Here is a 23008-nt window from a genome sequence, read left to right as displayed (position 1 = left end):
CCGGTACCGCAAACGACGTTTCTTCCTGCGGCAAACCTCTGTAAACGCTCACCAAAATGGGCGTTTGTGGACGGAAACTAGCTACAGAAGTATCTCTCAAAAAGACCGGCACAGACGCGTGCTTATTCCTCGGCTTTCTTGGCTTTGCCAAGACCCATCAGCCGGTCGATATAGGCAAGCATCAGTGCCGAGAGAACGAAGGCCAGATGAATGACGGTCAGCCACATCAGCTGGTCGGTCGTGTAGGAGACCGAGTTCAGGAACACCTGCAAGAGGTGGATCGAGGAGATCGCTACGATTGTCGAGGCGACCTTGACCTTCAGCGAGCCGACATCGATCGTGCCCAGCCAATGCACCTTGCCGTCATTTTCATCGAAGCGGCTGACGAAGTTTTCGTAACCCGAGATGATCACCATCACCACCAGTGAGGCGACCAGCGCGGCATCGATGAGGCCGAGCATTTTCAGGATGATGTCGGTGTCATCGAGCGTGAAGGCCACGGGAACGAACTCGAACAGCTTCTTGCCGAAGGACACGGCATAGATGGCAAGCGCCGCGCCCAGTCCGAGATAGAAGGCGACCAGCAGCCAGCGCGAGGCGAGAATGATCGATTCGATGGCGAGTTCGAGGCGCTTCATGCGGCGGTTCGGGCTCCGTTGTCGGAGTGCCGTATTTCGGGCAGGCTGCGGCGGTTTGCAAGGTTGCAAAAAAACGAAACCCCGCCGGGGAGGGGAACCGGCGGGGCTCGTGTGTCCCGCGGGAGTCGGGACAGGGCAGGGAACGCCCTTGCCAGAATCTGGGATGGGTAACCGCGCGTTTCAAGATTGATGACCGCGCGATTCAATAGTTGATCAAATCGCGCGGTTTCACATTCCGGTTTATTGGGCGCTGGCCACCGGCGCCACCAGCGGGGTAATCCGGCGGATGGCGACGCGGCGGTTCTCGCGGTTGGGTCCCGACGTGTTGACCTTGAGATACTCCTCGCCATAGCCCTGCGTCGTCAGGTTCTCCGGCGGGATGCCAAACGCGTTGGTCAAGGCTTCGGCGACCGCCTCGGCGCGGCGGTCGGACAGAGCAAGGTTCGCTTCCGGTGTGCCGACAGCGTCGGTATGGCCCTCGATCAGGAAGCTCTCGGCCGGGTTTTTCTTCAGCAGCTTGTCCATGGCGTTGGCAACACCCTCCAGCTTCTGGACTTCGGTGTCGGAAATCGAGGCCGAACCGAATTCGAAGTTGAGCGTGTCGAGGTCGATGCGGCGGGCGATGTCGCGCACGCGGGCCGAGCGTTTGACCTCGTCGATCGAATAGAGGCGCTGGACCCTCTCGACCGGCGGACGTTCGAGGAAGGTGTAGTAGTCGTCCGGATCCTCGACCTCCTCGGAATCCAGAATGTATTCCTCCTGCGGGATGGTAAGGCGCATCGGCAGCAGGTCGTCGCCCGGGTCGCGCCAGTCTGCATCATAGTCATAGTTCCGCTCGTCAACATAGCTCAGCACATATTCGCGGCCGTCGGGCGCGATGCGTGAACGCTGGATGACGTCGCCGTAGCGGTTGCGGATAGTGACGATCCGGACACCATTGTCACGCTCGACGATTTCCCGGGTGCGATCGCCCGACAGGTCCTCATAATAGACATTCCTGGCGCCACGATGCATGCGCGGGGCATCGCTGCTTTCGACGAACGTCTGGTTGTTGAACTGGAGGATGACGCGGTCGCCGAATTCCCTGACGACGTTGGCACCCTGGGGACGCGGACGGCGGCGAACATCCTCGATGTCGGGCGCACGCTCGACACGCTTGCCCTTTTCCTCCGTCACCGGAACGATCTTTTCAGGCTTGATCGCCTGCTGGGCCGCCTTGTCGTCGGTAGGTGGCGGTCCCTCCTCGACCGGAGCCGGCTTCGGGGCTTCCACCTGGTTCTCGCCCTGCTGGGCGGGCTGGTTGCCCTGCTGCTTACCGGCATTTTGGCCGCGCTCTTTGCCACCCTTGCGCTTGCGCAAGACATCCTTCTGGCTGTCCAGAACAGGTGCCTCGTTCGGATTGGCCTGGGCTTCACCCTGGACCGGATTTTCACCCTGGACCGGCGCCGCCTGGCCAGTCGAAGGCTGTTCGCCGGTTGAGGGCTGTTGCTCTCCTGTCACCGGCTGTTCGCCGACAGGCCTCTTGCCACGTTTCTTGATCTTGTCCTGGGGCTGTTCGCCCTGGACGGGAGCGGCCTGCTGCTCGGTCGGAGCCGGTTGGGCCTGTGGGGTCGCTTCCTTATTGGTCGGCGCCGGCTGGCCTTCCGGCTCCGTGGCGGGTCCGGTCAATTCAGCAGGCTTCTTGCGCTTGCCCGGCTTTTGTCCCGGCTCGACAGTCGGAGCCTGTTCTGCCGGGGCGGCCTCGATCTGCTGGTTCTGTCTTTGCTTCTTCTTGCGCGGATTGACGTTGGGCTGGTTGTCGTTTGCCGGCGCTGCCTGCTCGGCCGGTTGTTCCGATGGGGCTGCTTCGATCTGCTGCTGATTGCGCCGCTTCTTGCGGGGCTGTTCGGTCTCGGCCGGAGCGATCTGCTCGGTGGGAGATTCCGTTTGCTGCTGCTGATTGCGCCGCTTCTTGCGGGGTTGCTCGGTCTCGGCCGGAGCGATCTGCTCGGTGGGAGCAGATTCCGTTTGCTGCTGTTGGTTGCGCCGCTTCTTGCGGGGCTGCTCGGTCTCGGCCGGAGCGATCTGCTCGGCCGGAGCGGATTCTGTTTGCTGCTGCTGATTGCGCCGCTTCTTGCGGGGTTGCTCGGTCTCGGCCGGAGCGATCTGCTCGGTGGGAGCGGATTCTGTTTGCTGCTGCTGATTGCGCCGCTTCTTGCGGGGCTGCTCGGACTCGGCTGGAGCCGCCTGCTCGGCCGGAGCGGATTCCGTTTGCTGCTGCTGGTCGCGCTTCTTCTTTTTGGGCTGCTCTGCCTGCTGGCTTTGCGCGCAGGCCTCCGCCGACTCGCCCTCGGCGCAATTCGATTGCACTGGGATGAGCGGCGCTGCGGTGCGTTGCACGGGGCTGAATGCGGCATTGCCTTGCAGCGGGAACGCGCCTAACGGCGCGGATGCCATCAACAGGCCAAGCGCAGTGCCTGCCAGAATCCGTGGTTTCATCATAAACACTCCTTGTGGCGTCCCATCCCTGCCCAAACTTTCAGCAACCATGTTTGGTTCCTGTTTGTAGGTTCTAGCTGTGGCACAGGGCGATTGACCGGCGTTTTGAAGGCGACTTCATGTCATTCGTATGGTCCTGGCATATATTCCGGCGTATGGTCCCGGCGTATCGTTCGGACCAGGGTGCACGGTTACAGTGCTTGACCTTGAAGCGTCCGAGGGCCACATGCCGACGATGGAAAAGCCGTTCTGGAAAACCAAGACGCTCGAGGCGATGACCCCGGCCGAGTGGGAATCACTCTGCGACGGCTGCGGCAAATGCTGCCTGTCCAAACTCGAAGACGAGGACACCGGAGAGATATATTGGACCAGCGTCGGCTGCCGGCTGTTCGACGCTGGAAGCTGCCGCTGCTCCGACTATGCCAACCGGCTGGCGCGTGTTCCGGATTGCGTCGGGCTGACGCCGCAGAATGTGCGCACCATCAGCTGGCTGCCCAAGACCTGCGCTTACCGGCTGGTTGCCGAGGGTCGCGATCTCTATTGGTGGCACAGGCTGGTGTCGGGAAGCGACGAGACCGTGCACGAGGCCGGCATCTCGATGCGCGGCCGGGTCAGCGCCAGCGAGACCGACCTTGCCGAGCCGGACGACTATTTCGACCATATGCTCGCGGACGAGCCTTAGGATTTCCTCCGGTAACGAAGACCGGGGACCATGGCAAACGGTACGTTCCCCATTTGCCCTGCATAGAACGGTTCCAGAAACGCAGAGACTAAACGGCTGGCCAATTCTTGCCGCATGAACGGGGGATGAATAGCCGGTTCGCAAAAAATTCAGACAGGCAGGTGCATTCTCCTCCCATCGGTTCGACGAAAACGGGTGGAAACCCTCAACAAGGAGAGAAGACAATGTTCAACACCATCAAGACTGCGGCTCTTTCGGCTCTTGTCGGCCTTGGCACGCTTGCTGCCATCCCCGCTCATGCTGACAGCATCTATCTCGGCTTCGGCAACAACCAGGATCCGCGCGTCGGCGTCTATACCGGCGACGAGGATGATGGTTACTATCGCGAACACCGCCGTCATGGCGGCTGGCGCCGGTCCTGTTCGCCGGAGCGTGCCATCGACAAGGCCGAACGCATGGGCCTGCACCGCGCCCGCATCATCGACATCAACCGCCGCACGGTCAAGGTTGCCGGCCGCCAGTATGGCGATCGCGTCGTGATCGTATTCGCCAACGAGCGCGGCTGTCCGATCATCTATCGCTAAGCCCGTCGGAGCTTTGCGGCCGGCGATCTTTCAGCCGGTAGAGTAGCGGAGTCCCTTTCCGCCAGAACGGAAGGGCGCGGCTCGAAAACCCCGGAGGATCGATCCTCCGGGGTTTTTCATGCGATCGACGACTACTTCAGTTCGAAAGTCACCGTCACCTGCGCGGTGTAGGAATTTTCGCCGGCTTGCACCGGGACCGACGCGCCAGCGGCATCGAATGCCTTGGCGTTGATCGGCATCGGTGGCGGTGCGAAATTCTGGTCGGTGATTTCCAGGACCCGGCCGATGCCGACGCCCGCCGCTTCGGCCAGCGTCTTGGCCTTGGCCATCGCATTGGCGACGGCCTTCTTGCGGGCCTCGGTGACGGCTGCCACCGGATCGTCGTTGGAGAAGGAAATGCCGCCGCCCTGGTTGACGCCGAGCGACACCGCCTTGTCGAGAATGTCGCCGGTCTTGTCGATGTCGCGGATGCGCACCGACAGCGTGTTGGTCACCTGATAGGCGACAAGCTCGGCCTCCTGGCTGCCGTCGGGCTTGTTGGTGTAGTTATACCGCGGGTTGATCTGGAGGCCCGCGGTCTGCAGGTCGCGCTCCTTGATGCCGGACGATTTCATCGCAGCGATCACCGCGGCCATGGCGTCGTTATTGGCATCGAGCGCCGCACGTGCCGTTTTGGCTTCGCGCATGACGCTGAGCGTCAGCAGAGCCAGATCGGGTGCTATCGCCGCCTCGCCTTCACCGGTGACGACGATACGCGGTGGCGGTGGCGAATCGGCGCCGGCCGCGATCGCTGGAAATGCGATTGCGGCGGCAATCGCCAGGGGCAAAATACGTCTGGTCATGAAATCTCCTCGATCTGCGATCCCAAGACAGCCGAGTGGGGCGTCCGGTGGGCGACGTGCAATAGGTTATCAATATGGGCTGATTTGGGCGATCTCTGCCAGCCCCTGGAACGTCTGCTCGGAAAGCCCCAGGGAAAGCCTTGTGCGGTTCAGGGAAAAACACTAATCCAGCGCCGTGGGGCCTGTAGCTCAATGGTTAGAGCCGGCGGCTCATAACCGCTTGGTTGGGGGTTCGAGTCCCTCCGGGCCCACCATTGGCTTTTGTGGCCGTTGATTTAATTGGATTTTTTGGCCATTTTTGTCCCACCTCTTTCAACCCCCTCAGAAAGTGGGACAATTTTGTTCTCTTTTCGATCGATAACCAGCAGGTATTTCGCCGCTCTCGCTACCTTCCGGCGACGCGCTTTCTTGATGTAGTGGTCGGGCTGCTGGTACGTAGTCCACCCATATATCGCCTTCAGCTGCTCGTGCGTCGCGCCGTTCTCAGCGGCGATCGTCGCGCCGGCCTTCCGAATTCCATGAGCACTGCAGTGCGGCAGCTCAGCTTGATCACACCACTGGCGCATCTTGTTGCCCAGACCGTTCTCCGAGAACGGGCGACCATACTCATTGACCAGGAAGGTCATCTGGTCGGAGGGCGTGTGCTCAAGTTCCGCCTCTAGTTCGGGCAGAAGCGGGAGCTCCACCAACACCGCATCCTTGTTACGACTGGTCTTCCCAGGCTTAATTCTGATCCACTTCTCCCACTGCTCGGTCTCCTCGTTGTAGACGAGCGTGATGTGCTGTCGACCGAAGATCGCGACGTCGGACAACCGCAGGCCAGTAAACATGAAGATCGAGAGCGCACGTCTGGCTGCGGTACCCAGCGGATGCCGCTTCTCATATTGAACGATCTCCGACACGTCCCATGGGTGCCAGCCGTCGCCGCTCTTTAGCCGTCTGATGCCGCGGGCGGGATTGGAGTCGACGCCCGGAATCTCTGTGTCCTTTGCCCACTCAAACATCGCGCTGATGGCTTTTACGATATTGTTTGCCGCGCCCAGGGCGTCGAGCCTGGTGTCCCTGATCTCCTTAACATGAGACCGTTTCATACCGGCGAATGGCAGAGATCCCTTGGTGGGATACTGAGGATCCGGGTCACCTTCGAGGGGATGAGGTAATTCGCATACGCGCTCCAGAATTGCTCGTCGGCGCGCCATAGTGTCTTGGGTGATTTCCGTGCCGCCCCGACGGTAATACTCCTGGCAAAGCCACAGTAACGTGCCTTTCTTCGCTGGCTCGGAAGGCTTGGGGAGGCGCCGGCAAATCTCGGGAAGAGTGCCGGGCCGAACATAAGAGACCTCGGCGCGTGCGCAGCGCAGTTCCTCGAGGAACTCGTCGCTGCCGGTCGGTTCACGGAGCCGGACCTTCTTCCGACCCGGTGCGCGAAAATAGTACCGATCATTGCCGTGGCGATCAGTGTCCTTCACTACGCCCTTAAGATCGATTTTCACGGGCTCATCCGTCATGTTCGTGGTTTTCGATCCCAAGGATTGTCTAGTGGCGGCGAATCTTCGTCAAGCTTTGGTGCTCCTCCGATTTGGCGGTGAGGGAGCTTTCGAAAGGCCAATACAAGTTCCTCGACGTCCCAAACAATGCGCCCCTTGCTCGGCATTCGTGGCTGCGGCATCCGGCCGTCCTGGACCATTTCATCAAAGGTCGTTGAGCTTACGCCGATGAACGTCGCAGCCTGCTCGCGATTGATTCCTACCGGCGGGAGCGAGGGCGGCAAGACGCTCGGGGTGCGTAGCATCGGTTTAGCGCGTTGAAAGCGCGTTTTTGACGCCTGCCTGTCTTCCTATGTACCTGTCCGAATATTGCAGACGCTCAATCATGTCCTAGCCCTGTGCTTGCAGGCTCACCCTAGGTCTCCAGACCTAGGATCGCTCAAGACACCGGACTCTTTTCCAGCCTTTGTGTACGATGATGGGTATCTTAATGCGCTCGAGGCCAAGAACTGAATGGTCGGCGACTTGGAAGGGCAAAATGACCGCGGAACCACGAATCTGAGTCAGAGGCGGAATCCAACTGAGGAAAGCATGGCTGTGTTTTCAGACGGTTATGACTCTCATGCATGCGTAACAACCAACAAGAATACAAACAAAATATTTCTGTGGATTACTTTCATTCCTCATGGAATGCGCGACTGATTTGGTCCGACAGCGGCTTCACAAAATAAGAAAGCGCCGTACGCTCGCCCGTCTGGATCATCGCTTCGGCCGGCATGCCGGGCACGAGCGTCAGGTCCTTGAGCTTCGTCAGTTCCGCATGCGGAACCGACAGACGCACCAGGTAATACGAAACTCCGTTTTTTTCGTCCGTCGCCAGATCGGCTGCGATCCGGCTGACATATCCGTTCAATACCGGCGTGGTCCTCAGATTGAAGGCTGACATGCGCAGCACGGCCTTGTGACCAAGCTGGATTTGGTCGATGTCCTTCGGGGTGATTCGTGCTTCAAGCGCAAGATCGTCGCCTTCCGGCACGATTAGCATAATCGGATCGGCGGGCGTGATCACTCCTCCGACCGTATGAACTGCGAGTTGTTGAATGGCGCCTGACTGCGGCGCGACAATATCGATCCGTCGCAGTTCCTGTTCAGCCGCCACCTTGCGCTCAACATACTCCCCAACCTGCGCCTGAACCTCTCTGAGCTCCTGGCCGACTTCCGTCTTGAAATCCGGATCGATCTGCAGGATCTGGAGGCGCGTTTCGGCTATGCGGGCTGCCGTCTGTGCCTGATGTGCAATCTTCTCACCGCGTTCGCCGCCGAAAGTGGCAACCTGCGTCTTCAGGCTGTTCAAGCGTTGGTCCGAGACAATGCCTTGGTCGCGCAGCCCACTCAGGGCAGCAATTTCCTTTTGGAGAATCTCGGTGCTTTTCTCAGAAGCGATTTCCTGCGCCTTGAGCCCCTCGATCTCGTGCTCATATTGAGTGATGCGTTCCGCTAGCTGCGCCTGCCTTCCGTCGCGGGATTGTCTGCGGAATTCGAACAGCCGCGTCTCGCCATGTACTGCCGAAGCTACGTCCGGAACATCTCTGCGGGCGAGCAGCCAGTCCGGGAAGGCGATCTCCGCCAGATCGTCACGCTCAGCTTCGAGTCGTGCCAGGTTGGCGGCCAGCTCATCGAGCCGCTTGGTGACTACAGCGAGAGTGGCGCGCGTCTGGGTGGCGTCGAGCCGCATGAGGATGTCGCCGGCTTTTACTTTATCACCTTCGCTCACCAGGATTTCTCCCACCACCCCGCCGGTCGGGTGCTGCACCTTCTTCACATAGGAATCGACGACAAAGTGTCCGGACGCGACAACCGCACCGGAGAGATTCGTGAAGGCCGCCCAGGCTCCGGCTCCTCCAACAAAGATCACGCTCGCCAGAAGGCCCGCCACCAGGTGCCGGCGAATGGAGCTGGAAACGTCATTATTCTGATGAATGCCGGCCACCGGGATCCTCCATGTCAGCGCGCTCTCCCACGTTATCCTGTGTAGACTCGATGGCGTTGACGCCAGCGCCTGGTGCCATCGCTGCCCTCTTCAAGACTTTGGAAAGCGCTTCATCACGCGCACCGAATGCTCGCTGCCGTCCACCTTCCATGACCAACACAAAATCCACGGCGCGGATGGCGCTCGGCCGATGGGCGACGACAACCGCAATGCCCTTGCGCCCGCGCACGGAGGCGATCGCCTTGACGACCGCAGCCTCGCCTTCCGCATCGAGATTGGCATTGGGTTCATCCAGCACAACAAGGAAAGGGTCTCGATAAAGAGCACGGGCAAGACCGATACGCTGGCGCTGCCCGGCGGAAAGTGCCGATCCGGCCTCACCAATCGGAGTTTCGTAGCCGTGCTCAAATCGGAGGATCAGTTCGTGCGTGCCCGCTGCTTTCGCCGCGGTGACAATAGCCTCAGGGTCAGGATTATCTTCAAAACGAGCGATGTTTTCGGCAATGGTGCCGTCGAACAGTTCAACACCTTGCGGCAGATAGCCGATATGACGGCCTAGCGCTTCCCGGTCCCATTGATCGAGGCTTGCGCTGTCGATGCGAACCTTTCCGGCGACCGGCGTCCATGCGCCGACGATGGCGCGCGAGAGTGTCGACTTGCCCGAACCCGATGCACCGATGATCCCGAGTGCGCTTCCCGCCTGAACGGCAAACGCAAGGCCGGTCACGGTCGGCTTCCTTTCGCCGGGCGGAACGATTGTCACGCCTTCGAGGCGGAGTTCGCGTTCAGGTGCAGGCATTGGCATAACAGGAGCGGTTTCAGGAACCTTTCCCAGGAGGTCCTCCAGCCGCGCCCAACCCTCGCGCGCCATGAGGAAGGGTTTCCAGCTTGAAATGGCCAGATCGACCGGAGCCAGCGCACGCCCCATCATGATCGAACTGGCAATCATGACCCCGGCCGTAGCCTCCTGCCTGATCACAAGGTACGCGCCGACGGCAAGAATGGCCGATTGCAGCAGCACGCGCAGCGACTTTGAAATGGCACCCAGCCCACCTGCCACGTCCCCGGCTTTCCGGCTGGCGGCCAGATACTTGGCATTGGCCTTGTGCCATCGGGCAGCGATCCGCTTTCCGAGACCGAGAGCTTGCACGACCTCGGCATTGCAACGCGCTGCTTGCAGTAGACCATTGCGTGCCATGTTGTGGGCAATGGTATCGCGTATCGGTCGTTGCGAGAGAGTGTTGGCAAGAAGTGTCAGAGATGTGAGACCGATCGCCCCGACAAGTGCCGTCATGCCGATCCAGAAATGAAAGAGGAAGCAAATGCCAAGATAAAGCAGCATCCATGGCAGATCGAAGAACGCTGTCGGGCCGTTTCCACCTAAGAATCCGCGAACATTGTCGAGATCGCGTAGCGGCTGCAAGCCGTCGCCCGGCATGCGCGTTGAAAGCGGAAGGCGAACGATCGCATCGTGAACGCGTCCGGAAAACTGTTCATCGAAACGCTCGCCAATCCGCAGCAGCACGCGCGCGCGCAAAATGTCGAGCAGGCACTGGAACGCATAAAGCCCTGTAGCAAGCACGACGAGCCCCACTAGCGTCGATACGCTGCCACTTGCCAGAACGCGGTCGTAGACCTGAAGCATGAACAGCGGCGAGATCAGCGCAAGCACGTTCACCACGCCGCTGATCAACAGAATTCCCCAAATAGCGGAACTCAGAGGGAAAGGTCTCAAAGCTGAATCCTTCAAGGAATGGTTACTCACGTAGGTCTCCGTGAGGATCTGGCGACCCAGCTCCCCATATTGCTCCCCGAGCGGCGACCGACTGCATCCGCTCGCTGCTTCAGGATCAGTGCTCCCGCCGAATATGTTTGGTTTGGCATCTAATGGAGCGGGTCAACAACAACACCGTCCGGCTGAAGGTTTGGAAGGGCAACGTCATCGTGGCCGGCCGCAAGGGCCCGAACAGGCTTCCGCCTCCACGCCTTCAGGGAGATTTCGGTGTACGACCAGCGCGACGTGCAGGGCTTCGTCAAGCTGTACACGCTGCGACTGCTCCCGGGCGCCCCGGCCCATCGCACGTAGCGGAAACGGAAAGCGCCCGCCCCCGGGGGGCGGGGCGCTGTTCCGTATGGGTTTTCTGGATCAAACGAAGGTGAAGTCCGACGCGGTCAGGCCTAGGTCGGCCACGGTGACCACACCGCCCAGGTGGACGAACTCATGCGCGCTGTTGTCGGCGGTGACATAGGCCAGAGTTGCGACTCTGTCGGTGTAGCTGCTTTGGTAGACAATGATGTCGCCGGCGTGCTCGCCGGAGATCGCACTCGCGGCTTCAGAAGCAGAGTTGAAAGATTCGCCAGTGATTACCACGACGTGTTCGCCGTTCGCACCCGAGGCCGCACCACTGTAGAAGCTGCTCACCGGGTAGCCGGACTGTATGCTGGCGTTGTTGACGAAGTTCGCGCCAAAACCGTCATTGTAGAGGCCCACCGCATCGAAGGCGAACTTGTCCTCCGCCGGGTTGAAATCGGTGATAGTGGTAATGTCCGACTTCGACCCGACAACCCCAGGCACCGGATTGTGGAACTGGAACACGAACGTGTCACTGTCGGTGCCCCCGGTCAACGTGTCCTGGCCGTCACCCACGTAGAGGACATCCTGGCCGGGACCGCCGCTGAGCCTGTCATTGTCCTCACCGGAGACGCGCGGGTTGAAGCGGCCGTTGTCGCCGGAGAGATCGTCCCAGCCATCTCCGCCGAAGATGCGGTCGTTACCCTTGCCGCCGATGAGTCGGTCACTGTCCGGGCCACCCGAGATCTCGTCGTTGCCGCCACGACCGTCAATCCAGTCACCGCCCTGGAAACCCTCCATCCAATCGTCAAGCTCGGTGCCGATGAGTGTTTCGGCACCCGGGCCACCCTCGATAATCTTTGCCATCGAAAATACTCCTAATGATGCACCCTGCCTGACGCGTTCATATTGCTCATCGGATAATTAGAGAAATCGATTGCTTGGATAGACACACATTTACGAAATGGATGCATTCACGTTCACTTCGCCCTTCTGCTGAGCAGTTGCGGGCTCGCTGGCGGCGGGGACGCTGGTCGCCCAAGCAATCGATGAAGATTCGACACTCAAACCGGGACCAGGACGAACTTCGTAACGGGGCCGTCCTGGTTGGGCCCCAAACTTCTCTCTGTTTGCTCGACGCCGGCATACCCGCACCGTGAGCGCTGGACGAGGACAAGTTCCGCTGGCGGAGAACGGCGTGATCGGCTTGCCGCGCCGAAACTGATGGCGCTCGTCGAAGGCATGGACTGGACACGCGTTCGAGCCGAACGGCGACGGCGTCCGGCCGGAAGGCGGTGGCGAAGTGACTCAGGCGCAAAAGGCGGGCTTCAGGCCGTGCACAATAAGCTTCTGTCGGCGTCATGACGAGAAGCGCTTCGGCCCGTCCCCACGAAATCGATACGCTCAAGGCGATGTTCGTCGCCATGGCGGCGGAGAAGGCCGAACTGCAACAACTCCGGAGCGAAACACTCAAGGCCGAGATCGTCCGGATGGCGACACTCAACGAGCCTGCCCAGGAGCGGATCGCCGACCTTCATGGGATCGTCAAGCAGCTGGAGCGCGCCGCTTCGGTCGCAGCTCCGAGAAGCTCGAACGTGACCAGCAGGCCTTCGCCTTCGACGAAATCCAGACCGGGCTCGGCGCGATTGAGTCCGAGCTCGAGGCCGCAAGACCGACAGGCGAGCCGCGACGTGCTGCGCGACCGCGCAAGGCGTTCCCGGCGCATCTGGAGCGGGTCGAGATCGTCATCCAGCCCGAGCCATGGGGGAAGAAGCGCTCCCGCAGCCAATCGTCCAGTCCGTCAAACGCGGTCGGCCGCACAGGCTTGCGAAACGGAACAGTCCCGCCCTCGCTTAGATACCGAGGCACCGTGTTGCGCGCGCACCCGAATTCTTTCGCCCGTCGGTTCATTCCCCAGCCAAGCTCATGCAGCCGCAGCATCGCTGCCACCTGTTCATGCTGCAGGATCTGCTCTCCCTGCATCGTTCTCGACAATGCAGGAATCGCCCAATCCCAATCGCCATCCATGCCTCCTCTCATAACCGAGGGAGTCAGTTTCTCAATTCGGCCGACAACTGAGACGTCCGGTGCTCTTAGGCGGGGTAATCATACGAGATGCCTCCTGCAACATCATTTCCCGCATCCATAGGCTTGCCGGATCATTATTGTGAAGCGCAGGCCATTGGACGGCCTCCGTGAATGCGGCAGGAAGTGGCGGCGGAAGTTCGACAATCCGCAGGGGTGTTAATTTTGCGAAATGCTGCGCCAGCCGTAAGGGCATTGTCCCGATGCGGTTGGTGCCTGATAGAAGGGGCGGGATCATGCTAAAGCCCCGTACGACGACCTCGATACGTCTCTCGAAACCGTTCTCGAGCAAATACCATTCCTCGATGGAGGGCTGCCGGGTGTCCCCGAATTTAAGCACAACCTGCCCCATCGACAAGTATCGGTCGAATGTAAGTGGCTCTGACAGCTGCTTGTTCGTGCCGCAGCCTACGCATACGAGCATATCTTCGAACAGGGCTGCGCGAGGATGTTTCGACATGAACACTTCCGGCATAATCAGAAAATCAACGTCGCCGCGCCGGAGAAGCTCCTCGGGGTCGTCGGAAATAGGCAGACATTCGAAGCGGACGGCGGGAGCTTCCCGCGCAGCACGCTTTACGATCTTCTTAAAAAATACGAGTGTGAGGTAATCGGAAAGGATGATGCGGAAGCGACGATCCGATCGGGCCGGGTTAAAGGCGTCCCAGGAAATAATCGATAGCTGGATGTGCAGCAATGCCTCCCGGACTGCTGTGGCGAGCCCCTCCGCGCGCGGTGTCAAAATGAGTTCGCGGCCGTTCATCGTAAATAGCTCATCGCTGAAATAGGCGCGTAACCGACCGACGGCGGCGCTCATGGCCGGCTGACTCAGGTTAATACTGCGGGCCGCGGCGGTGACTTTACGCTCCCTGATCAAAGCGTCCAGCACAACGAGGAGATTTAGATCGAGTCCCTTAAAACGCATGTATTGACCTATCCGACGCGTGGATGGGTATCGCCAAAACGATCAATTTTACGAATGGTGAGTAGCGTCAACGCATCAGCCGACGACGAAATAGAGCAACCGATAGGAAGAACGGCAAAACCGTGTATATGCAAAGCGCGCCGATATGCAGGCCCATGCTGCCGGCCGGACGGCCAAGCATCGCCGGACGAATGAGGTCAATTGCATGTGCGAGCGGCAACAAGGAGGCGACGTCCTGAAAAGCGCCGGGCAATTGGTTGACCGGAAACATCGCGCCGCAAAGGAACAGCATGGGTGTTATAACAAGCGTATTATAAAATATGAAATATTCATAACTGGGCGCAAGCGCCGTGACGACCATCGCTAGACTCGCGAAGGCGAGGCCACTAAGAGCGATGACTGGCAGCAAGCAGAGGATGGATGGCCACGATGTGTAGCCGAGCGTGGTGGCAACAATAGTGATTGCTGTGCCCGCCATCAGGGCCTTGGTGGCTGCCCACGCCAATTCGCCGAGTAAGATATCGCCGAGCGTCAGCTGAGTGCATAGCATTCCTTCCCAGGTGCGCTGGTTGTCCATGCGGCCAAAACTCCCGTAAACCGTTTCAGCGGTCGCCGATGCCATCGCGCTTGTGGCAACCATGCCAGCCGCGAGAAACGCAATGTACGAAGTGCCCTCAACAGGACCTATCATTGTTCCGATGCCAAAGCCGAGACCGAACAGATAGATCATCGGATCGGCGAGGTTGCCGAGAACCGATGCAAGCCCGATTTTCTTCCATCCAAGATAGTTGCGGCGCCAAACCGCGACCCAATTCCACGCATTGGCGGGCATGGCCGCCGCATAACGTTCGCCCATTGTTCAGTCCTCCATCTCGCGCCCGGTTAGCCGCAAGAACACATCCTCGAGATTGGGGGGACGCTGCAGAAGGCGCAGACCCGCGCGCCCGCGTAGCTGCACCAGCACCTGCTCCGGATCGGGTGCATAGCAAAAAAGCGTCTCACCGCTCACCTCGATGCGCTGTGCGTACGGCCGGATCAGCGCACCCAGTTCATGCGGATTGCCGCCGTAGACCTCGACCACGTCACAGCCGATCTGCTCGTCAATGAGTGCGGACGGGCGGCCTTCGGCGATCTTGCGCCCCTCCTCCATAACGCACAGCCGATCGCACAGCCGCTCGGCCTCTTCCATGAAATGGGTAGTCAAAAGAATAGTCTTGCCCCGCGCCAGCAGCGATCGCAGCCGTTCCCAGATCAGGTGGCGGGCCTGCGGATCGAGGCCGGTGGTCGGCTCGTCCATCACCAGCAAGTGCGGGTCATTGATCAGCGCACGCGCGAGCGTCAGGCGCCGCTTCATGCCGCCGGACAGTTCGGCGACGCGCGCATCCGCTTTGTTCTCGAGGCGGGCGAACTCAAGCAGCGATGGTATGACCGCTTCGATCTGGCGTCTGCTCATCCGGAAGTAGCGCCCGAACACCAACAGGTTCTCGCGCACAGTGAACGCGGTATCAAGATTGTCGAACTGCGGGACCACGCCGATGCGCATACGTGCCAAACGGGCGCGCGCCGGCACTGGAGCGCCGAGCACAGTAATCTTCCCCGCATCAGGCGATGTCATGCCGAGGACCATACGCGCAATCGTGCTTTTGCCCGCACCGTTCGGTCCCAAGAGCCCGAAGCATTCCCCCGCCGCAACGCGGAACGACAGTCTGTCGACAACAAGCTTGTCATAAGTTTTGCTTACCTCAGTAAGATCGATCGCTACCGTGGACATGGGTTCATTTTACCTAGAGGGTCGCCTCGACCGGCGGTTGCTCGGTTGCCTGCCGGACCTGAAACTGTGACTCGTCTTCGCCATCCCAGCCGTCGATAAAGAACTGATCGACATCACAAGGATTTAGCCCCTGTTCCGCCAAAGCGGCGACAATTGCGTCGAGATTATCGATGGTTTGGTAACGCGGATTGTTGTGCCGCTTTTCCTGCTCAACGCAGAAGACGAGCCGTCCATCCTCGACAAGGGCGATCGCCCCATCATGGGTCAGCTTGGTACCACAGATGCGCATAGTGTCTCCACGTTAACGGCGATAGATTCGATTCATCAGGAAGCGGAAAGCGGGTTCCGGAAACGGACGAGCAAGCAGTCTTCGTTGACCGACTCGCCCCGACACTCAAGACGCTCTACCTCGATCAACGTTTCGTTCAGCATGGCGATGACCGGCTCAGCACCAGCGGCGTGACCCCAGCGACGGCAATTAGCATCCCTTGCCGATCCGAAGATCAGATGCCCGCCTGGCGCAAGCACCCGCACCAGGTTTTTGACGGCCGCGCGCATCTCGGCTATGTCTTCGAGGTAGTATAGGACCTCCGCCACAACGATCAGGTCAAACAACTCGTCGGTCGAAAACTGTTGAACATCGGAGACTATCCAGTTGATGCGCGACGGCTCCTTTATCCGTTGACGTGCTCGAGCAATCGCTTGCGCCACGACATCGATGACGGTGAGCCCTTGGCAGTAGGGAGCTAGCTTTTCCGTGAATGCGCCGGCAGCGCACCCGACTTCGAGGGCATTTGTAATGGAGCCTTGGGCAAGCGCCAGCTGGAGCATTTGCGTGTGGCGCTCCCGCTCGAACGGATTGCCGTCGAGGCGCCACGGATCGTCTGCGGCCAATTCCCGATCGAGCAACTGATGATTCATGTTCTGGGTCAAACTCGTCCACCTCTCGTCCACCTAGGTAATTAGCGATCACTCGTCGCCGCAGATGTTGCTCGACAGCGCTAATCCCGAAGAATCCGCGCAAGATTGAGCCTGCGAAGCGGAGCCGCATGCGGTGAGAATTCTGCCCTGCTTGATCCAGTGATCGGAGTTTGGGTGGGGGCCTGTTTTCCCCCAGTGTTCGATGTAGCGACAGCAGAGCTTCGCGACAGCCAATCGCTATTGCTCAATGTACACAGCGCGTAGGCCTTCAAGGGAAGTAAGAGAAAGATGTTGATGAACGTGTGCAGGGAAAAGCCGAGAAATCGAAACTGTCGAGCACGAACTGCTACCACGCTGCATCGGACCATGGTCATGGACACAATCATCAGTCCTGTCCACCAAGGCACAGTGCCTGTCAGTGCGAAATGTGCGAGGCCCGTTAGTACCGATAGGGCGAGGAGTAGCGGCCCGAGATTCTGTCCGACCACGTCCAACGTGAGATAGCTATTGAGGCCGGGCAGCAAGCGCAGCCCAAGCAGCGTGTCCCGGAATGTGCTTCGTGCCCAACGGAGTTGTTGGCGCAGATACGGTCCGAGTCTGTTCGGAACGACTGTGGCCGCGATGGCGCCCGGAACGTACTCGGTTCGAAAGCCTGCTTTCAGCATGAGGATAGTGAGATGGCGATCCTCCCCGAAGTCGCTTGGCTTGCCCCGAAAAAATTGCGACTCGTACTGGTCCAGTAACAAAAGGAGCGCAGACCGGCGGTACATGGCACATGGGCCGCAACAGCACATAACGGCACCGAAGCGAGCCTGTGCCGCGCGCTCCTCGTTGCAAGCCAGCCAGTACTCCATGTCTATCAGCCTTGTCAGCCAGCTCTCGCTCCGGTTACTGGCAATCAACTGACCCATGACTGCGCCGACCGCTGGATCTCGCATCTTCGGTACAAGCTTGGTGATGACGTCGGACGCGAGTATCGTGTCTGAATCAACGTTAAGCACCAAATCCCCGGATGAGCGGCGTATCGCGGCGATCTGCGCCTTGCGCTTTCCAACATTCTCGGGAAGCAAAATGATGTCGAACCTAGGGTCGCGCGCGTAGGTTTCGTGGACAGTTCCTACGGCTTCGCGATTTCCAGAACCGTCATCAACCACATAGACCCGAAGTCTTCCGGCGTATTCTTGGTCTGCAATGGAAGCCAGGCACTCTGAAAGCGTGCGCGGATCCTCGTTGAAGCAGGGGACGATGACATCCACGCTGGGCAGTTGATCGGAGCCGACGAGATCCTCCAACGCCGATGAGTCGTTTGTCGGCAGAGCATAAATCCCCTGCATGCTCTTATAAGCAGTCGAGAGCAGTGCATAAAGCGAAATGGCCACAGTGCTGGTTGTACCAAGAAGAGTCATGGGATCTCGTTTGTTCAGTGATGTTGAGGAAGTGAGCGGATTACAAATCCGCGCTCATGAAGTGCTGGAATCAGACGGGACAGCGCCGTGACCGTCTGGTCGCGCAGACCGGCGTGAGCGCCCTGGCTCAACTCGCCGGGAGGGCATCCGTCGTGCAAGAGTACGATTGCGCCCGGCCGGACAGAGGCGAGCACGGTATCGATAATCGCGTCGACCCCAGGGCGAGACCAATCTCGAGGGTCGACGGACCAATGGAGGGCCGTCAGCCCGGCGATCTGTGACGCTGTGAAGATTTCTTCGCTCCAGGCGCCGTAGGGCGCGCGAATATAGCGCACCGAGGCCTGAGGGCACGCCCTCATGATGGCGCCGTTCGCTTCAAAAATCTCACGTTGCACTTCGCCGAAGCCGCATTTGTACAGATCCGGATGAGTCATCGTGTGGTTGCCTAGCTCGTGCCCTTCTGCAAACATTCGTTGGATTAGATCCGGGTGCTCTAAGGCGTAGGCGCCGATGACGAAGAAAGTCGCCGGCACCCGCTGCTCTGCCAACACATCGAGAATCTCCGGTGTGAAAAGTGGATTGGGACCGTCGTCAAACGTCAGATAAACGCTGCGACGGCCGGTGCCGTCAGAGCACTCACGGCGCACTTCGTACAAGCAATCGGGACGGCTCATAGCTCTGGTCCGTTCCGATCGATCATCGTGCCCGTGGGCCATTCGCTGATCGGCCGTCCAACTGGCAGAACAATGGTGAGTGCGTCATCGATGCGTGTGGGCGGCAGGTCGAGGCGCGCCTCTGGTCGGGTGGAGCGCACGCGAATTCCCGACAAAACGGCCAAAGGGCTGTATCGCCGCGCGAACCTCTCAACATGATTCCGCAGCGCGTCCCGGACGGTTCCGAAAGCGAATGGAACGCCAAGCTCCTGCAGTATTGGAAGCATGACATGGATTGAATGGGCGATTCCGAGACCCTCAAGATCCGGACGTACCCCGTACAGGCCCAGCTCAGCCACCAACAGATCGACCGCGTCAACCTTGATGAAACGGCGCAGTATGCCCATGTGAGCCGCTACACCGCTCGAATCATAGGCGATTGCGCGGAGTTCAGGCCTGGCTCCGGCCCAGCTTCGACTACCTTCGAACGGTTCTGCGTTGGACGCCCCAGTCGGCCCGTAGGTATTACGAAAGAACTGGGCGAGCTCGACGTGGTCCGAGAGCTGCAACTCGTTTTCCCAGCACAATTTCCACTGCACCTGAGGGCGCATTCAGGACCTCTCTTCAAAATGGTTTCTTGCGGGCCGCATTACCCGGCCAAAGCGGCGGCGTTGTTGGCTGCACTCAACCGTTGTCGTTAGCGACGGTGAGCCAGCCGGTGGGGCTCGCCAATGAGCTCTCTCGATGTTCCCGCCCGTGTGGCGGCGCCGTCGATTTGAGCTTGACGTCGGTCATTTACGTTCCTCTAATGCATGGTTCGTAAATTCGTAAAATTGATTGTTTAGATGATGCCCATCCACACGCTGGATAGATCAGGATATGCGGTTTAAGGGGCTGGATCTGAATCTGCTCGTTGTGCTGGACGCTCTGATCAGGGAGCGTAAAGTCACTGCCGCGGCCAACAGTATTAATCTGAGCCAGCCGGCCATGAGCGCCGCCGTCGCTCGGTTACGCGCCTACTTCAGCAATGAGCTATTTACGATGAACGGCCGCGAGCTCATTTTGACACCGCGCGCGGAGGGGCTTGCCCCAGCAGTCCGGGACGCATTGCTGCACATCCAGCTATCGATTATTTCCTCCGACGCCTTTAACCCAGCCCAATCGGATCGTCTCTTCCGAATCATGCTTTCCGATTACCTCACGCTCGTGCTTTTTAAGAGGATCGTAGAGCGTACTGCGCGGGAAGCTCCCGCCGTCCGCTTCGAATGTCTGCCTATTTGCGACGACCCCGAGGAGCTTCTCCGGCGCGGCGACGTTGATTTTCTGATTATGCCGGAAGTGTTCATGTCGAAACATCCTCGCGCAGCCCTGTTCGAAGATATGCTCGTATGCGTAGGCTGCGGCACGAACAAGCAGCTGTCAGAGCCACTTACATTCGAGCGATACTTGTCGATGGGGCATGTCGTGCTCAAATTCAGGCACACCCGGCAGCCCACCATGGAGGAATGGTATTTGCTCGAGCACGGGTTCGAGAGACGTATCGAGGTCGTCGTACAGGGCTTTAGCCTGATCGCGCCGGTCCTATCAGGCACCAACCGCATCGGGACCATGCCCTTACGGCTGGCGCAGCATTTCGCAAAAACAACACCCCTGCGGATTGTCGGACTTCCGCCGCCACTTCCTCATCCCGCATTCACGGAGGCCGTCCAATGGCCTGCGCTTCACAACACTGATCCGGCAAGCCTGTGGATGCGGGAAATGATGTTGCAGGAGGCATCTCGCCTGGCGCCTTTGCTTGAAAGCTATTGAGCGTCTCGGGCACGACCATCCGACCTTGCAGTTTAAACACCGCCCGCAAGAATATGTCATTAATCAGCATGTTAGGCGCGCTCCGGCGCGTGTTACCACTACGTTTTGGGGGTGAGCTCAGGCGAGTTGTTCGTCGAGGTTGTGTGGCAGAGCGATGCCAGCTGCCTTCAAAACGTTGCCCACTTTGGCCGTGACGTGGTGGTGACGACGCGAGCATCCTTTTCGATGGTGGCTTCCTGGAGGCGGTCGCGATCGCGTAGGAACGGTTGCCATTCGGGCGTCAGGCCTTTGGCCCGGCAGAGCGGCGCAGTTCCTTGCTGAGTACGAGGGCCAGGAACGAGCAGAACACATGTCCGGGTTGGTACTGAATTGACTGCCGCCTCCGATTTCGCGTGCGAAGTCCCAGAAGGTGTTTAGCCCCACTCAAATGCCAACTTTGCCGGCCATGCCGCGGCTTTTCACGCGGCCAGGCGAGGAGATGGCGGTCGACGAGGTCGATACCAATGGACTGTGCCGGCCTCGCTCGGCTACTGGCGTGAGGCATCCTTGACGACACCGCCCTGCACCGACAACGTTGAGATGTTGGCAATGAAGCCGGTCGAGGTCGACGCTGCGGATGTAGGCAATTTACCTCGCGCTTCGGGCTGAACGCGCGGCCGATCCGTTCACCCAATCGGCGCTTCATCCTGGGCCGCGGCTGAGGCCTGTGGGGTGCGGCTACCCCGCGTGGATGGGATAATCAATCAACTTTCTCTCATTCATGAAAGGAAACTCCCCGCTTACGATAGAAGCCATCAGTTTCATATATTTTCCGGCAGATGGATGTCGAACGGCAGAAATGTCTGTCCTGGTGTTTCAGCAGTGCCGGTCTCGATAGCCCGCGTCATCAGCGTTATCAGCTCCTGGGAAAGCCGGCGCATTGGCGTGGCGACCGCCATCGTGATGATGTTATCAGCGAGTGCCGCCCGAGATTCCGGCGTGATTTCATTCACGATCGCGACGAGATCGCGACTTTTACCCTCTTCCCGGACCGCGGAGATGGCGCCCTCCATGCCGCCCCCGGCGACATAGAAGCCGACGAGCTCGGGTTCCCGCTGCATGAGATCAAGCGTTGCCTCGTAGGTGACCTGCCGTTTCTCCAGGTTCACAAGCGGATCGAGCACCTCGAACGTCGGCGCGTTCTCACGGCAATAGGAGCGAAAGCCGACGTCACGGAGCTCGTGCCCCTGGAAACGATGGCTACCGACAAACACCGCCACCTTGCCGGGCCGTTTTGCGACCTTGGACACCATCCAAGCGGCCGTGCGCCCCACCTTGCGGTTGTTGAGGCCGATATAGCCCTGTCGCACGCCGGCGGCGAAGTCGGAAAGCAGCGAGAAAACCGGAATGCCTTTGGCCTTGAGGTCCTCAACCGCTGCTGTAATTTTTGGGTGGTCCGGTGCCACCATCGCGATCGCATGGCAGCGTGCGCCCAAATCCTTGAGCGGTGCGATTAGGTCGCTCGGCATATGTGACGGGGCGAATTGGATGAGCGGAATGCCGTGGAAGGACTGGGCCAAATTGACCGACGCTTCGACCTCGCGCGCAAAGTCTTGGTAGAAATGCTGGGCCGGTTTTCTCAAGATGAAGCCCAGACGGTAGCACGGTAGGTCTCGCCGCAAGCGCTGCTTGATGAGCCCGGCAGCATGATAGCCGATCGCGTGGGCGGCGTCGTGGACCCGCCGCGCGGTCTCCTCGCGCACCGGATGGCGGGCGTTCAGAACCCGATCGACCGTTGCTACGCTGACTCGGGCTTCGCGGGCGAGATCGGTAATTGTGGGGCGCTTGGTCATGGGTCCTATTCTGATTGGTTTTTGACGCAGGCTGGCTCTCTGTCACCTAGCGCGATTCGACAATGCTTTCGGGTGGGCAAAGTGAAGACGCCCGCATACTGAATGATCGACAGCGTATTGGACTACTCCAGACGTAGACCGGCCGGGTATAACGGAAGGTTCATTCGCTTAGGGCGGCGATGATTTGCACTCACACATTTAGCGCTTCTGATACATGGTCCGTGAGGCGCCGTTTAGAGCCTGCGAGTCGATCGTTCAGGTCATGTGACCAGCTTGGCGAAACCGGTCGCGGTGCGTCGCCCTTACTCGGCGGAGGATAGCCGGTTTGATGCCTCGGCAAGCTGATGACCGCAGAAGGCGGCTTTCATCTGCGCTTGGTCCAATTCTCCTTCCCAGCGGGCGACGACGAGGGATGCCACTGCGTTACCAACGCAATTCGTCAACGCCCGGCATTCGGACATGAAGCGGTCGATGCCGAGTATCAGGGCCATCCCAGCAACGGGAACACTCGGAACTACGGCGAGCGTAGCAGCCAGGGTGATGAAGCCCGCACCTGTCACACCTGCAGCGCCCTTGGAGGAAAGCATCGCAACGAGCAGCAGCAGCACCTGATCGCCGATTGACAGATCGGTGTTCGTCGCCTGCGCGATGAAGAGGGCCGCCAGGGTCATGTAGATATTCGTGCCGTCCAGATTGAACGAATATCCGGCCGGGATGACGAGACCCACAACCGAACGCCTGGCGCCCGCCTTCTCCATCTTCTGCATGAGCGAGGGGAGCGCGGCCTCCGAGGAGGACGTTGCGAGGACAAGCAGCAGCTCTTCCTTGATGTAG

20 protein-coding genes, 1 tRNA gene and 4 pseudogenes are annotated in these 23008 nt (G+C 59.6%); 6 read left to right on the top strand and 19 right to left on the bottom strand.

The annotated features are described in order from the left end of the window. Positions 1–122 precede the first annotated feature (122 nt). Positions 123–638 carry a TIGR00645 family protein gene (locus NKJ46_RS32845; RefSeq protein WP_352671271.1) on the bottom strand — a complete coding sequence of 172 codons (516 nt, stop codon included), beginning with the start codon at positions 636–638 and terminating at the stop codon, positions 123–125. 240 nt (positions 639–878) lie between these two features. Next, positions 879–2306, bottom strand: coding sequence for an OmpA family protein (locus tag NKJ46_RS32840; protein WP_352671268.1), 1428 nt, complete (start codon positions 2304–2306; stop codon positions 879–881). Positions 2307–2336: 30 nt separating this feature from the next. Between NKJ46_RS32840 and NKJ46_RS32835 the strand changes: the two genes are divergently transcribed. The 3 genes from NKJ46_RS32835 to NKJ46_RS32825 all read left to right on the top strand — a co-directional run bounded on the left by NKJ46_RS32835 (position 2337) and on the right by NKJ46_RS32825 (position 4382). Beyond that, positions 2337–3059 carry a hypothetical protein gene (locus NKJ46_RS32835; protein ID WP_352671266.1) on the top strand — a complete coding sequence of 241 codons (723 nt, stop codon included), beginning with the start codon at positions 2337–2339 and terminating at the stop codon, positions 3057–3059. A 292-nt stretch (positions 3060–3351) separates the two neighbouring features. After that, positions 3352–3798 (top strand): YcgN family cysteine cluster protein, encoded by a 447-nt coding sequence (locus NKJ46_RS32830; protein WP_023678278.1) that lies wholly within the window; start codon positions 3352–3354, stop codon positions 3796–3798. A 224-nt stretch (positions 3799–4022) separates the two neighbouring features. After that, positions 4023–4382 (top strand): hypothetical protein, encoded by a 360-nt coding sequence (locus NKJ46_RS32825; protein ID WP_023678277.1) that lies wholly within the window; start codon positions 4023–4025, stop codon positions 4380–4382. Between the two features lie 131 nt (positions 4383–4513). On the opposite strand, the gene NKJ46_RS32820 is transcribed toward NKJ46_RS32825, so the two are convergent. Further along, positions 4514–5224, bottom strand: coding sequence for an SIMPL domain-containing protein (locus NKJ46_RS32820; RefSeq protein WP_352671264.1), 711 nt, complete (start codon positions 5222–5224; stop codon positions 4514–4516). Positions 5225–5402: 178 nt separating this feature from the next. Between NKJ46_RS32820 and NKJ46_RS32815 the strand changes: the two genes are divergently transcribed. Further along, positions 5403–5478: transfer RNA gene (locus NKJ46_RS32815), tRNA-Ile, on the top strand. Positions 5479–5499: 21 nt separating this feature from the next. Here NKJ46_RS32815 and NKJ46_RS32810 read toward each other — a convergent pair. From NKJ46_RS32810 to NKJ46_RS32795, 4 genes are all read right to left on the bottom strand, one after another. Continuing rightward, entirely contained in the window at positions 5500–6717 is a 1218-nt protein-coding gene (locus NKJ46_RS32810) for a tyrosine-type recombinase/integrase (RefSeq protein ID WP_352566044.1), read from the bottom strand. Between the two features lie 670 nt (positions 6718–7387). Then, positions 7388–8701, bottom strand: coding sequence for an HlyD family type I secretion periplasmic adaptor subunit (locus NKJ46_RS32805; protein WP_352566043.1), 1314 nt, complete (start codon positions 8699–8701; stop codon positions 7388–7390). Next, the gene (locus NKJ46_RS32800; RefSeq protein ID WP_352671274.1) at positions 8679–10451 is read right to left on the bottom strand and encodes a type I secretion system permease/ATPase; all 1773 of its coding nucleotides are present in this window, start codon (positions 10449–10451) and stop codon (positions 8679–8681) included. The genes NKJ46_RS32805 and NKJ46_RS32800 overlap by 23 nt, the downstream gene beginning before the upstream one ends. Positions 10452–10847: 396 nt before the next feature. Continuing rightward, positions 10848–11639, bottom strand: coding sequence for a calcium-binding protein (locus tag NKJ46_RS32795; protein WP_352450736.1), 792 nt, complete (start codon positions 11637–11639; stop codon positions 10848–10850). A 436-nt stretch (positions 11640–12075) separates the two neighbouring features. On the opposite strand from NKJ46_RS32795, the pseudogene NKJ46_RS32790 reads away from it, so the two are divergent. Continuing rightward, positions 12076–12456: pseudogene (locus tag NKJ46_RS32790) on the top strand (transposase domain-containing protein); the annotation flags it as partial. Positions 12457–12533: 77 nt separating this feature from the next. On the opposite strand, the pseudogene NKJ46_RS32785 reads toward NKJ46_RS32790, so the two are convergent. From NKJ46_RS32785 to NKJ46_RS32745, 9 genes and pseudogenes are all read right to left on the bottom strand, one after another. Next, a pseudogene (locus NKJ46_RS32785) lies at positions 12534–12800 on the bottom strand (hypothetical protein); the annotation flags it as partial. Positions 12801–12831: 31 nt separating this feature from the next. Beyond that, entirely contained in the window at positions 12832–13782 is a 951-nt protein-coding gene (locus NKJ46_RS32780) for a LysR family transcriptional regulator (RefSeq protein WP_352671260.1), read from the bottom strand. Positions 13783–13849: 67 nt separating this feature from the next. After that, on the bottom strand, positions 13850–14638 hold the full coding sequence (locus NKJ46_RS32775; protein ID WP_352450738.1) for an ABC transporter permease: 789 nt from the start codon (positions 14636–14638) through the stop codon (positions 13850–13852). Between the two features lie 3 nt (positions 14639–14641). Continuing rightward, entirely contained in the window at positions 14642–15553 is a 912-nt protein-coding gene (gene nodI / locus NKJ46_RS32770; RefSeq protein WP_352457037.1) for a nodulation factor ABC transporter ATP-binding protein NodI, read from the bottom strand. A gap of 55 nt (positions 15554–15608) precedes the next feature. Further along, positions 15609–15842: pseudogene (locus NKJ46_RS32765) on the bottom strand (carbamoyltransferase N-terminal domain-containing protein); the annotation flags it as partial. Positions 15843–15877: 35 nt separating this feature from the next. After that, positions 15878–16474 (bottom strand): nodulation methyltransferase NodS, encoded by a 597-nt coding sequence (gene nodS, locus NKJ46_RS32760; RefSeq protein ID WP_352450799.1) that lies wholly within the window; start codon positions 16472–16474, stop codon positions 15878–15880. A gap of 80 nt (positions 16475–16554) precedes the next feature. After that, positions 16555–17880, bottom strand: coding sequence for a chitooligosaccharide synthase NodC (nodC, locus tag NKJ46_RS32755; RefSeq protein WP_352591347.1), 1326 nt, complete (start codon positions 17878–17880; stop codon positions 16555–16557). Positions 17881–17894: 14 nt separating this feature from the next. After that, positions 17895–18554, bottom strand: a complete 660-nt coding sequence (gene nodB, locus NKJ46_RS32750; RefSeq protein WP_352466666.1) for a chitooligosaccharide deacetylase NodB — start codon at positions 18552–18554, stop codon at positions 17895–17897. Beyond that, positions 18551–19144, bottom strand: coding sequence for a NodA family N-acyltransferase (locus tag NKJ46_RS32745; RefSeq protein ID WP_352457034.1), 594 nt, complete (start codon positions 19142–19144; stop codon positions 18551–18553). Before NKJ46_RS32745 ends, nodB begins: the two co-directional genes overlap by 4 nt. 268 nt (positions 19145–19412) lie before the next feature. On the opposite strand from NKJ46_RS32745, the gene NKJ46_RS32740 reads away from it, so the two are divergent. Beyond that, a complete protein-coding gene (locus NKJ46_RS32740; RefSeq protein ID WP_352457033.1) occupies positions 19413–20342 on the top strand; it encodes a LysR family transcriptional regulator in 930 nt (309 codons plus the stop codon). Positions 20343–20459: 117 nt separating this feature from the next. Here the strand turns inward: NKJ46_RS32740 and NKJ46_RS34920 are convergent. The 3 genes and pseudogenes from NKJ46_RS34920 to NKJ46_RS32730 form a co-directional block, all read right to left on the bottom strand. Then, a pseudogene (locus tag NKJ46_RS34920) lies at positions 20460–20697 on the bottom strand (IS1634 family transposase); the annotation flags it as partial. Positions 20698–21142: 445 nt separating this feature from the next. Further along, positions 21143–22174, bottom strand: coding sequence for a LacI family DNA-binding transcriptional regulator (locus NKJ46_RS32735; protein ID WP_352466665.1), 1032 nt, complete (start codon positions 22172–22174; stop codon positions 21143–21145). A 302-nt stretch (positions 22175–22476) separates the two neighbouring features. Further along, positions 22477–23008: cation:dicarboxylate symporter family transporter (locus NKJ46_RS32730; protein ID WP_352671255.1), on the bottom strand; the 532-nt coding region annotated here is incomplete at its 5' end.

The organism is Mesorhizobium sp. M0166 (genome assembly GCF_040322255.1).
GTDB lineage: Bacteria > Pseudomonadota > Alphaproteobacteria > Rhizobiales > Rhizobiaceae > Mesorhizobium.
Note: the sequence above shows the minus strand (reverse complement) of the source record. Positions and strands in the feature narration are given on the sequence as shown.

Bases quoted from the DNA above. Each gene is read 5' to 3' on its own strand.
- NKJ46_RS32845 (WP_352671271.1), bottom strand. From the start codon at position 638: ATGAAGCGCCTCGAACTCGCCATCGAATCGATCATTCTCGCCTCGCGC.
- NKJ46_RS32830 (WP_023678278.1), top strand. From the start codon at position 3,352: ATGGAAAAGCCGTTCTGGAAAACCAAGACGCTCGAGGCGATGACCCCG.
- NKJ46_RS32825 (WP_023678277.1), top strand. From the start codon at position 4,023: ATGTTCAACACCATCAAGACTGCGGCTCTTTCGGCTCTTGTCGGCCTT.
- NKJ46_RS32820 (WP_352671264.1), bottom strand. From the start codon at position 5,224: ATGACCAGACGTATTTTGCCCCTGGCGATTGCCGCCGCAATCGCATTT.
- NKJ46_RS32795 (WP_352450736.1), bottom strand. From the start codon at position 11,639: ATGGCAAAGATTATCGAGGGTGGCCCGGGTGCCGAAACACTCATCGGC.
- NKJ46_RS32780 (WP_352671260.1), bottom strand. From the start codon at position 13,782: ATGCGTTTTAAGGGACTCGATCTAAATCTCCTCGTTGTGCTGGACGCT.
- NKJ46_RS32775 (WP_352450738.1), bottom strand. From the start codon at position 14,638: ATGGGCGAACGTTATGCGGCGGCCATGCCCGCCAATGCGTGGAATTGG.
- nodI (WP_352457037.1), bottom strand. From the start codon at position 15,553: ATGTCCACGGTAGCGATCGATCTTACTGAGGTAAGCAAAACTTATGAC.
- nodS (WP_352450799.1), bottom strand. From the start codon at position 16,474: ATGAATCATCAGTTGCTCGATCGGGAATTGGCCGCAGACGATCCGTGG.
- nodC (WP_352591347.1), bottom strand. From the start codon at position 17,880: ATGACTCTTCTTGGTACAACCAGCACTGTGGCCATTTCGCTTTATGCA.
- nodB (WP_352466666.1), bottom strand. From the start codon at position 18,554: ATGAGCCGTCCCGATTGCTTGTACGAAGTGCGCCGTGAGTGCTCTGAC.
- NKJ46_RS32745 (WP_352457034.1), bottom strand. From the start codon at position 19,144: ATGCGCCCTCAGGTGCAGTGGAAATTGTGCTGGGAAAACGAGTTGCAG.
- NKJ46_RS32740 (WP_352457033.1), top strand. From the start codon at position 19,413: ATGCGGTTTAAGGGGCTGGATCTGAATCTGCTCGTTGTGCTGGACGCT.
- NKJ46_RS32735 (WP_352466665.1), bottom strand. From the start codon at position 22,174: ATGACCAAGCGCCCCACAATTACCGATCTCGCCCGCGAAGCCCGAGTC.